The sequence below is a fragment of the Alcaligenes faecalis genome, from assembly GCF_005311025.1.
Taxonomy (GTDB): Bacteria; Pseudomonadota; Gammaproteobacteria; order Burkholderiales; family Burkholderiaceae_B; genus Alcaligenes; species Alcaligenes phenolicus.
The window spans coordinates 550,773-564,393 of sequence record NZ_CP031747.1; the positions used below are offsets into that span (position 1 = coordinate 550,773).

The window sequence follows — 13,621 nt, forward strand, 5'->3', positions numbered from 1 at the left end:
AGGATTGTCCAGGATGTCGTTTAGCCGGAAACCTACTTTTGCGTTGCGTGTTCTGCCCGTATTGGTGGCAAGTCTGCTTGCTCCCGCCTTGGCGAATGCATTTGCACCGTTTGTCGTGCGCGATATTCAAGTCAACGGCATCCAGCGGGTCGACCCCGGCGCCGTGTTCTCGTCCCTGCCTGTCAAGGTCGGTGAGTCCTTCTCGGAAGAGCAGGCCGCAGACGCGATTCAGCGTTTGTACGCCACGGGCTTTTTCAGCGACGTGCAAATTGACACCAGCACCAATGTGCTGATCGTCAATGTCAAAGAGCGTCCAACCATCGCGTCGGTGTCCTTTAATGGCATGCGCGAGTTCGATGCGAAGAATATTACCAACTCCCTGGCTCAGGTAGGCTTTGGAGAAGGCCGGGTTTTTGACCGTTCCATGCTGGAACGGGCCGAATTCGAGCTGAAACAACAATACTTGTCCAAGGGCAAGTACGGTGTGGAAATCACACCTATCATCACGCCTTTGCCACGTAACCGCGTCGGTGTCAGCTTTGACATTTTTGAAGGCGGTCTGGCCAAGATCAAGGAAATCCGCATCGTCGGTACGGAAGCCGTCTCGCAAGGTGACTTGCTCGATCAGATGGAACTGACGACCTCGGGCATGATGACCTGGTACACCGGTACCGATAAATACTCCCGCGAGAAGCTGGAAGGCGATATGGAGCGCATCCGCTCCTACTACCTGAACCGCGGCTTTCTGGAGTACTCCGCCGAGGCACCTCAGGTTTCGATTTCCCCGGACCGCAAAGATATTTTCATCACCTTGACCATCCACGAAGGCCAGCCTTACAAGCTGAGCAGTGTCAAGCTGGCGGGTGATCTGCTGGGTCTGGAGGACAAGATCCAGCCTCTGGTCCAGCAGAAAGAAGGCGAGGTCTTCTCCTCGGACAAAACCAGCGCCACTGTGAAATCGATTACCGAGTACTTGGGCGGCCTGGGTTATGCGTTTGCCAATGCCAATCCGAATCCGGTTCTGGATCGCGAAAATCACACAGCTGACTTGACCTTCTACGTCGATCCCGGTCGTCGCGTGTATGTGCGTCGTATCGAGGTAGGCGGAAACGTCCGTACTCGTGATGAAGTGGTACGCCGTGAAATGCGTCAGCAAGAAGCGGCCTGGTATGACTCGGACGCCATCAAGTTCTCGCGCGACCGTATTGACCGTCTGGGCTACTTCAATGAAGTGGACGTGAACACCAAACCTGTGCCCGGTTCGCCTGACCAGGTCGACGTAAACGTGGACGTGAAAGAAAAGCCCACCGGCTTGGTTAACCTGGGTATTGGTTACGGCTCCACTGACAAGTTGATGTTGTCGGCAGGTATCAGCCAGGACAACATCTTCGGTAGTGGTAATAGTCTGTCCTTGCAGGTCAATACCAGTAAGGTGAACCGTGCGGCGGTGATCAGCCACACCAATCCTTTCTGGACTGGCGACGGCATCAGCAAAACCACCTCGATTTACTACCGTCGTACCACGCCTTACCAGTCCAATGATGGTTGGGGTGATTACCAGAACACCGCCATCGGTGCCGGCTTGAACTTCGGTGTGCCAATCTCCGAGTACGACCGTGTGTTCATGGGCCTGAACTTCGAGCACAACAAGCTCTCTCGCCTCAGCCCCCAGTACACGCCGCGTGCCTACCAGGATTACGTGAATGAGTACGGTGAAAACACAAACACCTTTATTTTCAACCTGGGTTGGTCTAAGGATACCCGTGACAGCGCAATTGCTCCCAACAAGGGCAGCTTGACCAGCCTGTCGGCGGATATGGGTACGATGGACCTGCGCTACTACATGCTGCGCGCCAGCCACCAGCATTACATTCCCTTGGGCCGTGCTTACACGCTGGCTTTGAATGGTGCCATTGACTATGGTCGCAGCATTGGTGGCAAGACCTTCCCGGTCATCAAGAACGTATACGCCGGTGGTATCGGTTCGGTACGTGGCTATGAAGGCGCATCCTTGGGTGGTCGCGATACCTTGACGGGTGACTACCTGGGTGGTTCGCGTCGAATGATCGCCAACGCCCAGTTGTACCTGCCTTTCCCGGGCGCGTCACGTGACCGCACGTTACGTTGGTTCGTCTTTGCCGATGCCGGTAAGGTCGACAACACTAGCGGTGGTTGTGCAATGGGTCGCCCTGATCGTCCGTCGGAAGACCCATGCGGTTGGAAGTACGCTGCTGGTCTGGGCTTGTCGTGGGAATCCCCACTCGGTCCTCTGCAGTTGTCCTACGGTCGCGCCTTGCGCGCCAAGGAAGGTGACGACAAACAAGCCTTCCAGTTCCAGATTGGTACCGCTTTCTGATGTTCGTGTTTAGTGGCACAATTGCACTATTCTGCAGCCTAATTAGCAAGGTAGATTTTTCATGAAGTCAAACATCGCATTAAAACTTACAAACATCGCCCGCAGCTTGTCGCGTGGCAATAAAGCGCTCGTTCTGGCTGCCGCGCTGGGTGTCGGCGCCATGACCGCTGCACCTGTTGTTCAGGCACAGACCAAAATCGGTTTTGTCAGCACAGAGCGTATCTTGCGTGATTCCAAGCCCGCCAAAGCTGCCCAGACCAAAATCGAAGCAGAATTCAAGCGTCGCGACGAAGAACTGGAGCGCATGGCCAACAACCTGCGTTCGCAAGCTCAGAAGTTCGACAAGGACGCTCCTGTGCTGTCCGAGTCCGACCGTGTGAAGCGTCAGCGTCAGCTGGCTGATCTGGATTCCGATTTGCAGCGCAAGCGTCGCGAATTCCAGGAAGACTTCAACCGTCGCCGCAACGAAGAGTTCTCGGCCATTGTTGAGCAGGCTGATGCCGCCATCAAGCGTATTGCTGACTCCCAAGGCTACGACCTGATCATTCAGGACGCCGTTACGGTTAGCCCACGTGTGGACATCACCGAGGAAGTTCTGAAAGCACTGGGCGGTTGATGCACTATGCCGGTATTGCTGAACGTTGATCAGGCTGTACAGCTGTCTGAACTCATAGACGCCATCAACAAGACCGGACTGGATTGCAAGCTGCCAGAAGGCATTAAAGAGCCTATGCCCCGGATTCGGGGCCTAGGCTCTTTGCTTTCTGCGGGCCCGGAGGAAATCAGCTTTCTGTCCAATCCCAAGATGCAGGATCTGCTGGAGCAGACCTCTGCTGCGGTGGTGATTCTGACACCACAAGTCTATGAAGGTCTGGGCTTTGCACCGTCTTTTATCCCGGTTTTGTGCTCGCAACCTTATCTGATGTACGCGCTGCTGGCGCAACGTTTTGATCAGGTACGCATGGCGGATTTGCCCCAGGGTATTCATCCCAGTGCGGTGATTGATGCCAGCGCTGAGTTGGGCGAAGGTGTGTCGGTCGGGCCATTCTGTGTGATCGAGGCCGGTGTCAAGATCGGACGGGGCACCCGTTTGGGCGCGCATTGCGTAATTGGCGCAGGCTCCACCTTGGGTCAGGACTGCTTGCTGCACGCACGTGTCACTCTTTACCATCAGGTGCATATTGGTGCACGCGCCATTCTGCATTCGGGTGTGGTGCTGGGCGCGGATGGTTTTGGCTTCGCACCGGATCCCGTGAAAGGGAAGGGGGCGTGGGCCAAGATCGCGCAGATCGGTCATGTACGTATTGGTGACGATGTTGAAATCGGTGCCAATACGACGGTGGACCGTGGCGCATTGGACGACACGGTGCTGGCCAACGGCGTCAAGCTGGATAACCAGATCATGATCGGTCATAACGTGCGGGTCGGTGAACATACCGCCATGGCGGCGTGTGTGGGGGTGGCCGGCTCTACCCAGATTGGGGCACGTTGTACGATTGCTGGGGCAGCGATGCTCTCGGGACACCTGGTTCTGGGGGACGACGTACACGTCTCTGGCGGTACGGCTGTTACCTCCAACATCAGCCAGCCCGGACGTTATACCGGGGTTTATCCCTTTGCAGGACACCAGGACTGGCAGAAAAATGCTGCCGTATTGGGACAATTGAGCGGTTTGCGCCGTCGCCTGCGTTCTTTGGAACGTCAGCAGGCGGATGGGGCAAATGAATCATCTGAACATATCAATAAACAAAAATAAGCAGGACAGGACATGGAACTCGACATTCGACAAATTATGGATCGCCTCCCTCATCGTTACCCGATGCTGCTGGTCGATCGCGTCTTGGAACTGGTGCCCGGCAAGAGCATCGTCGCCATTAAAAACGTGTCGATGAATGAACCCTTTTTTACAGGTCACTTTCCGCATATGCCGGTGATGCCTGGGGTCTTGATCATTGAAGCCATGGCTCAGGCAGCCGCACTGTTCTCTTTTACCGATCCCGAGGATCCGTACGCCAAAGTGGACAACAAACTGGCCTATTACCTGGTCGGTGTGGATGGCGCGCGTTTCCGCAAGCCCGTGATGCCAGGCGATCAGTTGCGTCTGGAAGTGACGGCTGACCGCATCAGCCGCGCTTTGTGCAAGTACACAGGCCGCGCCCTGGTCGATGGCCAAGTGGTTGCCGAAGCCAAAATTATGTGTGCTATCCGTCAATTGGAAGAATAGTTTATGCGTATTCATGAAACGGCCATCATCGAAGCAGGCGCTCAGCTTGCAGATGATGTCGAGGTCGGGCCTTACAGCATTATCGGGCCCAATGTCACGATAGGGGCGGGCACCAAAGTGGGCCCTCACTGCGTGATAGATGGCGTGACCACGATTGGTCGCAACAACCATTTCTACCGTTTCTGCTCCATCGGGGGCATGCCGCAGGACAAGAAGTACGCTGGAGAACCGACTCGCCTGGAAATCGGCGATGGCAATATGGTTCGTGAATACGTCACCATCAACACCGGCACGGTGCAGGATGTGGGCGTGACCCGTGTTGGCAATGACAACTGGATCATGGCTTACACCCACATTGCTCACGATTGCCAGATTGGCAATCACACCATTATTGCCAATAGCGTCCAGTTGGGCGGCCACGTACATATTGGCGATTGGGCCATTCTGGGCGGTTTGACTGCCGTGCACCAGTTCGGTCGTATCGGTGCGCACAGCATGATTGGTGGTACCAGTTCGGTGCGTCAGGATATTCCTCCTTATGTCATCGGTGCAGGCGATCCTTTCCGTCCTGTCGGTGTCAATAGTGAAGGCTTGGGCCGTCGCAACTTTTCGGCTGAAGCGATTTCGGCGGTGAAGGAAAGTTACAAGCTGCTGTATCGTCGCAAGCTGACGGTGGAGCAGGCGGTAGAGCAAATGCAAGCCTTGCAGGAAACGCAGCCTGACTGCCGTGCCGCGGTTCAGGTCATGATCGACTTCTTGAATGACTCCAGCCGGGGTATTTGCCGACCATGAGCAGCGCCTCCAGCCCATTAGCGGCACGTTCAGACGGGTCGGGGCAAACAGGGGCCAAGCGGGATCTGCGTATAGGAATGGTGGCCGGGGAGCCGTCTGGCGATTTGCTGGCGGCTCGCATCATTCAAGGGCTGCGCCAGGGCAATCCTGGCGTGCAGGTAGAGGGCATAGGTGGCCCCGAGATGGCCGCCCAGCAATTCCACCAATACTATCCCATGGACGCCCTGACGGTATTTGGTTACGTCGAGGCGCTCAAACGTATTCCGGGTCTGGTCTCCACCTATTTGGGTATGCGCAATCAATGGTTGCGGCAACGTCCCGATGTGTTTGTGGGCATTGACGCCCCGGACTTCAATCTGCGCCTGGAGCATCGTTTGCGTCAGGCTGGTGTGCCTACGGTGCACTTTGTGGGGCCCTCGATCTGGGCCTGGCGTTACGAGCGTATCCACAAAATCCGCGAAGCGGTTTCCCATATGCTGGTGCTGTTTCCTTTCGAGACGGAGATCTATGAAAAGGAAGGCATTCCGGTGACCTATGTGGGCCATCCCTTGGCAGCGAATATCCCTTTGCAGCCGGACAAGGCCGACGCTCGTCGTCGCCTGGGTTTGCCCGAGACGGGTCGTATTCTGGGCGTGTTGCCTGGCAGCCGCTCCTCCGAGGTCAAGATGCTGTCGCCGCGCTTCTTGCAGGCCGTACAGATTTTGCAGGACCAGGACCCGGATCTGATGATTCTGGTGCCCATGGTCAATCCCAAGCGCCGTCAGGAATTTGAAGAGGCTCTGGTTCAGCATCCTATCCGTAACTTGCACATTATTGATGCCAATACATCGGGTATTCGTCAGCCGGATTCGGAAGGAGTGGTCCGTCCACCCGCCTGGACGGTGATGGAGGCCAGTGACGCGGTGCTGGTGGCCAGCGGTACCGCCAGCCTGGAAACGGCCTTGTACAAGCGTCCTATGGTTATTTCGTATGTGCTCAGCCCCATGATGGAGCGCATCATACGTTGGAAGTCCGGCCAGGACAGGCCGTATGTGCCTTGGGTGGGCTTGCCTAATGTGCTGGCTCGCGATTTTGTCGTGCCCGAGCTGCTGCAAGAAGATGCCGAACCTCAGAAGCTGGCGCAGGAGTGCTGGAAAGCCTTGAGCGATCAGGAGTATGTGGCTCATATCGAGCAGGTCTTTACCGAGATGCATTTAACCTTGCGTCGGGATACCCCCGCCTTGGCGGCCGAGGTCATTTTGAATATGGCGCGTGCATGAAGCAGCTGGATTTATTAGTCAGTGAGGTCTCGGCAGGTTTGGTGGCGGGGCTGGATGAAGCAGGGCGTGGTCCCTTGGCCGGTCCCGTTTTTGCCGCTGCCGTTATTCTGGACCCGAACAATCCCATTGAAGGCCTGAACGACTCCAAGAAGCTGACCGCCAAGCGACGTGAAGCCCTGGCTGTGTTGATCAAGGAAAGAGCCTTAGCCTGGGAAATTGCCAGTGCGAGCGTGGCAGAAATTGATGACATCAATATCTTGCACGCGGCCATGTTGGCGATGCAACGAGCCTGTAATGGCCTGAGCGTCAAACCCGAACAAGCCTTGGTGGATGGCAATCGCATTCCAGGCGGCCTGTGTTGCCCCGCAGAAGCCATCATCAAGGGTGACGCCAGCCATGCCGCCATTGCGGCCGCATCGATTTTGGCCAAAACAGCGCGGGATGCGGTCTGCCTGGAATTGCACCGAGACTATCCCGAATACGGTTTCGACCAGCATAAAGGCTACGGGACGGCCTTGCATTTGGATCGTTTGTCCCAGCACGGGCCTTGTCCCGAGCATCGTCGAAGTTTCGCGCCGGTACGCGCATCTTTAGTTAGGTAAGTTCAAGACAATGAGGCTGATTGAATCCAAAGATAATGCGCTGTTCAAACGAGTACAGCGCTTGGCTCACGATAAACGCGAGCTGGACGGGGGCGATCAACTGATTTGGTTGGAAGGCATTCATCTGTGCCAAATGTGGCTGGAACGCCGTGGTTTGCCGGAACTGGCTGTTTTCGAGATGGACCGCCACTCCGACGAGTTGCTGGAGCTGGCGCGTTTCTTGCCAGGCCATAGCAGCGTCACCTTCAATGCCACTTTGATGAATGCAGTCTCCCAGGTCGGCCAGGGGCAGGGCATAGGCTTTATTGTCCGCGTGCCTCGTGGACAGACCTGGACGGCTCCCACGAAACGCGCCATCTTGCTGGATCAGGTTCAAGATCCGGGCAATGTAGGCACGGTGCTGCGCACCGCCGTGGCGGTGGGCCTGGAAGCGGTGTATCTGACACCGGGCTGCGCCAGCGTGTGGTCGCAGAAAGTGCTGCGTAGTGCGCAGGGCGCTCATTTCTCCATTCAAATCCATGAGCAGGTCGATGGCGTAGCACTGCTTGAACAAGCGGCCTTGCCGGTGCTGGTGACCTCTCTGGGCCCGAATACCCAGGATCTGTACGAGTCCAGCCTGCCAGACCAAGGGATTTGGGTTTTTGGTAATGAGGGCCAAGGTGTCTGCCCGGCCTTGCTGGCCAAGGCGAATCAACGCTTGTTCATTCCCCAGGCGCCCGGTGTTGAGTCCTTGAACGTGGCCATTGCCACCGCACTTTGCCTGTACGAGCAACGTCGTCAGCATAGCCGCTAGTTCCAGTGGCTTTATTGCACAGCATCACGCAGAGTTAGCCTGTATGCGCTAATTTTGTCTTGATCTAGCACTTGTCTCTATTTGTAAAATCAAGTAAATCATCTAGTAAGGCGCCTGCTTATCGGTACGCTAACACGGAGTGCCTGGCGCAGTAGGCGCTTGTCTGTTAGCGGCTCGTGCAGAGTCGTCTTTCCCTCCCTTTATCGCTGCATCGTTGTATCCGGCTGGATTCCTAATCTTTTTCAGATGAGGTCAACAATGAAACTTAGCGAATACGCGACCTATGATGCCCTGGCTCTGGCTGAGCTGGTCGCCAAGAAACAAATCAGTGTTCAAGAATTAAGCCAAGTTGGCAAAAAAGCTGTCGACACCCTGAACAGTAAAATTAATGCGGTTGTAGAGAGCTGGGACGGGGAAGTTGATCCCCATGCCGACCGGGACTCCGTACTCTACGGCGTCCCGTTTTTGATTAAAGATTTGGCGATCACCATGAAGGGCAAGCGCTACGAGTTGGGCAGCAAGCTGGCGCAAGATATGGTGATGGATGCAGACAGCACCTTGATGAGCCTCTACAAGGAGGCGGGACTGGTTACGCTGGGGCGCACGACCACCTCGGAGTTCGCTATCAGTACCACGACGGAGGCGCGCTGCGTAGGCCCTACGCTGAACCCTTGGAACCCGGCTTTTAATGCTGGCGGCTCTACAGGCGGGTCGGCCGCTGCAGTGGCGGCAGGGATGGTGCCGGTGGCGCATGCAACCGACGGCGGCGGTTCTATTCGTGTTCCTGCAGCAGTGAACGGCCTGTTTGGTTTGAAGCCCACTCGGGGGCGCGTCTCCAGCGGTCCTCAGCAAGATGAAGTGTGGAGTGGTTTGCTGGCCCACCTGGGTGTCAGCCGCAGTGTGCGAGACAGTGCGGCCTTGCTGGATGCGATTAGTCGTCCCGGTATCGGCGAGCCCTATTACACCGCGGCGCCCCCGCAGAGCTTTTTATCGGCCGTCAAGAAGAATCCGGGTTCCTTGCGTATCGGCTTGATGATGGACCCGCCCAGCGGCGATAAAACCCACTCTGCCATAGCGGCCAAGGCGATTGATATGGCCTCGGTGTTGGAGTCCTTGGGCCATCAGGTGGAGCCCCTGGTGTTTGATTCCGGCGTCAGTTGGGAGGCTTTTGTGCACGCCAATGCTCAGTTCTGGAACGTGAATACGGCTGCATGGATAGACAGCATTGCAGCGGCGACAGGACGCCCGGTGAACGAGGAGTATCTGGAACAGGCCACGCTGGCGGCCTACGTCTACGGCAAGAAGATTAGCGGGATTGATATTCTGGGGGCGATTGCCGTGCGCAATACAGTCTCACGGAATTTAGGGGTGTATTTCCAGAAGTACGATGTGCTGATGACACCCACCGTGCCTACGCTGCCCATGAAGGTGGGCGAGTACAACAAGGTACAGGATCAGGTGGATGGCCTGGGCTGGATTGCCCACGTCTTCCGGCAAGCGCCTTTTGCTGCTTTGGCCAATATCAGCGGTTCGCCCTCCATGTCCGTGCCTGCTGGGCAGGATGTGGCCACCTCTTTACCCATAGGGATGATGTTTACAGCCGGCTATGGCCAGGAATGCCTATTGTTCGGGCTGGCTGGGCAATTGGAGCAAGCCTTGCCTTGGGCCGATCAGCACCCGCAGGTTTGGGTGGGCAAGCTGGACTAAGAGGGGGCAACAATAGTGGATGCAAGCCGGTATAGGCAAACCGACACCCGTAGAGGCGCAAGCGGATGCGTAGCAGACCTGATACCGTACCCGCAGCAAACAAAAAGGCCTGCGCCAGGTATCACACCGGGTTCAGGCCTTGATGTTGAGGCTGTCCGAATACGCCCGAAGGGGTAGGGGTTCAATCCTTAGTAGGAGCGGCGGTCCAAACCGACATCATCCAGAATCTTGGTGGAGATTTCCTCGATGGATTTGGTGGTGGTGGACAGCCAAGGAATCCCTTCCATACGCATCAGACGCTCGGCTTCGGCCACTTCCATGCGGCACTGTTCGATGGTGGCGTATTTGCTACCCGGACGGCGTTCATTACGCACTTCGGACAGACGGTCTGGATGAATGGACAGGCCAAAAATCTTTTTCCGGTAAGGAGCCAGCGTGGCGGGCAGGGTACCGCGCTGGAAGTCTTCGGGAATGATGGGGTAGTTGGCGGCCTTGACGGCATACTGCATTGCCAAGTACAAGCTGGTAGGCGTTTTTCCGCAGCGGGACACACCCACCAGAATCACGTCGGCTTGTTCCAGACCATTCACGTACTGACCATCGTCGTGCGCCAGACTGAAGTTGATGGCCTCGATGCGGCTGTTGTAGCGCTTGGACATGCCACCGGAGTGCGAACGGCCCACGGAACGGCTGGATTTCACCCCCAGGGCGCGTTCAATGTGTCGTACAAAGGCACCAAACAAGTCCAGGAAGGTGCAATTGGCTGCGCCAATGATGTGCGCCATCTTGGGGTCAACCAGGGTGCTGAAGACCAGAGGCTGCTGGCCCTGTTCCTGCGCGCATTGGTTGATGCGATCAGCGACAGACTGGGCTTTCTCGATGGTATCGATGAAGGGGATCCGGATGGCCTGAAATTCGAATTGAGCGAATTGCGACAGGACGGAGTTGCTGAAAGTTTCGGCGGTAATGCCCGTGCTGTCGGAAACGACAAAGACGGTACGCTCAATAGGAGAAGAAGACATGGAATAAGTCGTGCACAATGCTCGGGAAACGGTACAATTTGCAAGATTACCATTTACCGCTCGAATCGGGGGATGGAAAGGCAGGTTTGCTTAGGACAGATCACACAGACAGCGCTGCTGGGATCACTGCCTTAAGCAAACACGCTTTTTTTTCTATTCAAGGTGACTTATGTCTTACGTAATTGGTTTCGACAAGCTCCGCATGACGGACGTCGACACAGTGGGCGGTAAAAACGCTTCGCTGGGTGAAATGATCAGCCAGCTGGCTGATGCCGGTGTGCGCGTGCCAGGTGGTTTTGCCACAACAGCCGAAGCATTCCGCGTTTTCCTGAAAAACAAGGATCTGGACAAGCGCATTCAGCAGCGTCTGGACGCGCTGGATGCCGACGACGTGCGTGAACTGGCTGCTGCCGGTGCCGAAATCCGTCAGTGGATCATCGACACTCCGTTCCCAGCCGAGTTTGAACAAGCCGTACGTGACGCGTTTGCTGAGCTGGACGCCGATGGCAAAGGTTCCTTTGCCGTGCGTTCTTCCGCAACCGCTGAAGACTTGCCTGACGCTTCCTTTGCCGGTCAGCAAGAAACCTACCTGAACGTGGTGGGCATTGACGAGGTGCTGAGCAAGATTCACCACGTGTTTGCTTCCCTGTACAACGACCGCGCTATTTCCTACCGCGTGCACAAGGGCTACGCCCACGCTGAAGTGGCTCTGTCCGCTGGTATCCAGCGTATGGTGCGCTCCGACAAGGGCAGCGCCGGCGTGATGTTCACCTTGGACACCGAATCGGGCTTCAAGGACGTGGTTTTCCTGACCTCCTCCTACGGCCTGGGCGAAACCGTGGTGCAAGGTTCGGTCAATCCGGACGAGTTCTACGTTTACAAGCCAACGCTGGCTTCTGGTCACTACCCCATCATCAGCCGCCGTATCGGCTCCAAGCTGATCAAGATGGAATTTGACGAAGGTCGTACCACCGATCACGCTGTGCGTACCGTGGACGTGCCGGTGTCCGAGCGCAACCGTTACTCCCTGAGCGACGAAGAAGTGATCGAGCTGGCCCGCTACGCCACCATCATTGAAAAACACTACCAGCGTCCTATGGACATTGAGTGGGGTCGTGATGGTATCGACGGCAAGATCTACATCCTGCAAGCTCGTCCAGAGACGGTTAAGTCCCAGCAAGGCAGCAACGACGTACAAGAGCGTTACCGCCTGAAAGCCACCGGCGACGTGTTGGTTACAGGCCGCGCCATTGGCCAGAAGATCGGTTCGGGCAAAGTCCGTATTGTGGCGGATGCCTCCGAGATGGATCTGGTCAAACCCGGTGACGTGCTGGTGACCGACATGACGGACCCTAACTGGGAACCCATCATGAAGCTGGCTTCGGCTATTGTCACTAACCGTGGCGGCCGTACCTGCCACGCGGCGATTATTGCTCGCGAACTGGGCATCCCTGCCGTGGTCGGTTGCAACAACGCCACAGACGTGCTGAAAGAAGGCCAGGAAGTGACGGTATCGTGTGCTGAAGGCGACGAAGGCCGTATTTACGACGGTCTGCTGGAAACCGAGATCGAAGAAGTCAGCTGGGGCCAAATGCCCGAGATCGGCCTGAAAGTCATGATGAACGTGGGTAACCCGCAACTGGCTTTCGACTTCTCGCAAATCCCGAACGATGGTGTGGGTCTGGCCCGTCTGGAATTCATCATCAACAACAACATCGCGATTCACCCCAAAGCCGTTCTGGACTACCCCAATGTGGATAGCGACCTGAAAAAGGCGGTGGAATCGGCGGCTCGTGGCTACGCCAGCCCACGTGCTTTCTTCGTGGAAAAACTGGCTGAAGGTATTGCGACTCTGGCCGCTTCCTTCTACCCCAAGCCCGTCATTGTGCGTTTGTCGGACTTCAAGTCCAACGAATACCGCAAACTGGTGGGTGGTTCGCGTTACGAGCCCGAGGAAGAGAACCCAATGCTGGGCTTCCGCGGTGTGGCTCGCTACCTGTCCGAAGACTTCGCAGAATGCTTCAAGATGGAATGCGAAGCCCTGAAGAAAGTGCGCGACGAAATGGGTCTGACCAACGTCGAAATCATGGTGCCATTCGTGCGTACCCTGGGTCAGGCAGAGCGTGTGGTTGAGCTGCTGGCTTCCCACGGTCTGGCTCGTGGCGAAAACGGCCTGCGCCTGATCATGATGTGCGAAGTGCCTTCCAACGCTATTTTGGCCGAGAAGTTCCTGCAGTACTTTGACGGCTTCTCCATCGGTTCCAACGACATGACTCAGTTGACCTTGGGTCTGGATCGTGACTCCGGTATGGAACTGTTGGCTGCTGACTTCGACGAGCGCGACGAAGCCGTGAAGTTCATGTTGAGCCGTGCCATCAAGGCATGTCTGGCACAAAACAAATACGTCGGTATTTGTGGCCAAGGCCCTAGCGACCACCCCGATCTGGCCAAGTGGCTGAGCGAAGAAGGCATTATTTCGCTGTCGCTGAACCCTGACACGGTTGTGGACACCTGGCAGCGTCTGGCCAAGGCCTAAGACCAAGACCTAAGCCACTGCCAGGGAAACGTCTCTGGCAGTACGCTGGTCAAGCCAGTCAAGACTCAACACCCCGACATGGAGCTTCCATGTCGGGGTGTTGTCGTTTTCGGGCGCATCTTTTGCCTGCGCTTCTGTTCTTGCTCTTGCCCGTGCTCAGGCGATTTCGTTTTGTGGTTCTTTTAGCCTGATAGTGCGTCTATGTTGCCGTATTGGCAGGCTGGAGTCGGTGTGCGAGCTTGTACAGGTATCGCCGAGTGCTCGTGGTGTAGGACAGGGAGAAGCACAGGTTCAATCCTGACGACCGGCACCGATCAGGGGCAGGGCGCT

11 protein-coding genes are annotated in these 13,621 nt (G+C 56.4%); 10 read left to right on the plus strand and 1 reads right to left on the minus strand.

What is annotated here, in order from left to right; translation table 11 throughout:
• The first annotated feature begins 13 nt into the window (after positions 1-13).
• The 9 genes from bamA (at position 14) to D0C27_RS02605 (ending at position 9,733) form a co-directional block, all read left to right on the plus strand.
• Positions 14-2,356, plus strand: coding sequence for an outer membrane protein assembly factor BamA (gene bamA / locus D0C27_RS02565; protein WP_137430325.1), 2,343 nt, complete (start codon positions 14-16; stop codon positions 2,354-2,356).
• 61 nt (positions 2,357-2,417) lie between these two features.
• Positions 2,418-2,972: an OmpH family outer membrane protein gene (locus tag D0C27_RS02570; protein ID WP_003799754.1), complete on the plus strand. Its 555-nt coding sequence runs from the start codon at positions 2,418-2,420 to the stop codon at positions 2,970-2,972.
• Positions 2,973-2,978: 6 nt separating this feature from the next.
• Positions 2,979-4,112 (plus strand): UDP-3-O-(3-hydroxymyristoyl)glucosamine N-acyltransferase, encoded by a 1,134-nt coding sequence (gene lpxD, locus D0C27_RS02575; protein WP_137430326.1) that lies wholly within the window; start codon positions 2,979-2,981, stop codon positions 4,110-4,112.
• Positions 4,113-4,124: 12 nt separating this feature from the next.
• Entirely contained in the window at positions 4,125-4,580 is a 456-nt protein-coding gene (fabZ, locus tag D0C27_RS02580) for a 3-hydroxyacyl-ACP dehydratase FabZ (protein ID WP_003799758.1), read from the plus strand.
• 3 nt (positions 4,581-4,583) lie between these two features.
• Positions 4,584-5,372, plus strand: a complete 789-nt coding sequence (lpxA, locus tag D0C27_RS02585; RefSeq protein ID WP_021446558.1) for an acyl-ACP--UDP-N-acetylglucosamine O-acyltransferase — start codon at positions 4,584-4,586, stop codon at positions 5,370-5,372.
• Between the two features lie 77 nt (positions 5,373-5,449).
• Entirely contained in the window at positions 5,450-6,631 is a 1,182-nt protein-coding gene (gene lpxB / locus D0C27_RS02590; protein ID WP_226349383.1) for a lipid-A-disaccharide synthase, read from the plus strand.
• The gene (rnhB, locus tag D0C27_RS02595; RefSeq protein WP_137430328.1) at positions 6,628-7,233 is read left to right on the plus strand and encodes a ribonuclease HII; all 606 of its coding nucleotides are present in this window, start codon (positions 6,628-6,630) and stop codon (positions 7,231-7,233) included. Before lpxB ends, rnhB begins: the two co-directional genes overlap by 4 nt.
• Positions 7,234-7,243: 10 nt before the next feature.
• Positions 7,244-8,026 carry a TrmH family RNA methyltransferase gene (locus D0C27_RS02600; protein ID WP_137430329.1) on the plus strand — a complete coding sequence of 261 codons (783 nt, stop codon included), beginning with the start codon at positions 7,244-7,246 and terminating at the stop codon, positions 8,024-8,026.
• Between the two features lie 258 nt (positions 8,027-8,284).
• Complete coding sequence (locus D0C27_RS02605) at positions 8,285-9,733, plus strand: amidase (RefSeq protein ID WP_137430330.1); 1,449 nt, start codon at positions 8,285-8,287, stop codon at positions 9,731-9,733.
• 188 nt (positions 9,734-9,921) lie between these two features.
• Here the strand turns inward: D0C27_RS02605 and ppsR are convergent, their stop codons facing one another.
• Positions 9,922-10,755, minus strand: a complete 834-nt coding sequence (gene ppsR / locus D0C27_RS02610) for a posphoenolpyruvate synthetase regulatory kinase/phosphorylase PpsR (protein ID WP_035271714.1) — start codon at positions 10,753-10,755, stop codon at positions 9,922-9,924.
• 169 nt (positions 10,756-10,924) lie between these two features.
• Between ppsR and ppsA the strand changes: the two genes are divergently transcribed.
• A complete protein-coding gene (gene ppsA / locus D0C27_RS02615) occupies positions 10,925-13,291 on the plus strand; it encodes a phosphoenolpyruvate synthase (protein ID WP_021446560.1) in 2,367 nt (788 codons plus the stop codon).
• Positions 13,292-13,621 lie beyond the last annotated feature (330 nt).

Bases quoted from the DNA above. Each gene is read 5' to 3' on its own strand.
- D0C27_RS02570 (WP_003799754.1), top strand. From the start codon at position 2,418: ATGAAGTCAAACATCGCATTAAAACTTACAAACATCGCCCGCAGCTTG.
- ppsA (WP_021446560.1), top strand. From the start codon at position 10,925: ATGTCTTACGTAATTGGTTTCGACAAGCTCCGCATGACGGACGTCGAC.
- fabZ (WP_003799758.1), top strand. From the start codon at position 4,125: ATGGAACTCGACATTCGACAAATTATGGATCGCCTCCCTCATCGTTAC.
- lpxB (WP_226349383.1), top strand. From the start codon at position 5,450: ATGGTGGCCGGGGAGCCGTCTGGCGATTTGCTGGCGGCTCGCATCATT.
- bamA (WP_137430325.1), top strand. From the start codon at position 14: ATGTCGTTTAGCCGGAAACCTACTTTTGCGTTGCGTGTTCTGCCCGTA.
- D0C27_RS02600 (WP_137430329.1), top strand. From the start codon at position 7,244: ATGAGGCTGATTGAATCCAAAGATAATGCGCTGTTCAAACGAGTACAG.
- lpxA (WP_021446558.1), top strand. From the start codon at position 4,584: ATGCGTATTCATGAAACGGCCATCATCGAAGCAGGCGCTCAGCTTGCA.
- ppsR (WP_035271714.1), bottom strand. From the start codon at position 10,755: ATGTCTTCTTCTCCTATTGAGCGTACCGTCTTTGTCGTTTCCGACAGC.
- D0C27_RS02605 (WP_137430330.1), top strand. From the start codon at position 8,285: ATGAAACTTAGCGAATACGCGACCTATGATGCCCTGGCTCTGGCTGAG.
- lpxD (WP_137430326.1), top strand. From the start codon at position 2,979: ATGCCGGTATTGCTGAACGTTGATCAGGCTGTACAGCTGTCTGAACTC.
- rnhB (WP_137430328.1), top strand. From the start codon at position 6,628: ATGAAGCAGCTGGATTTATTAGTCAGTGAGGTCTCGGCAGGTTTGGTG.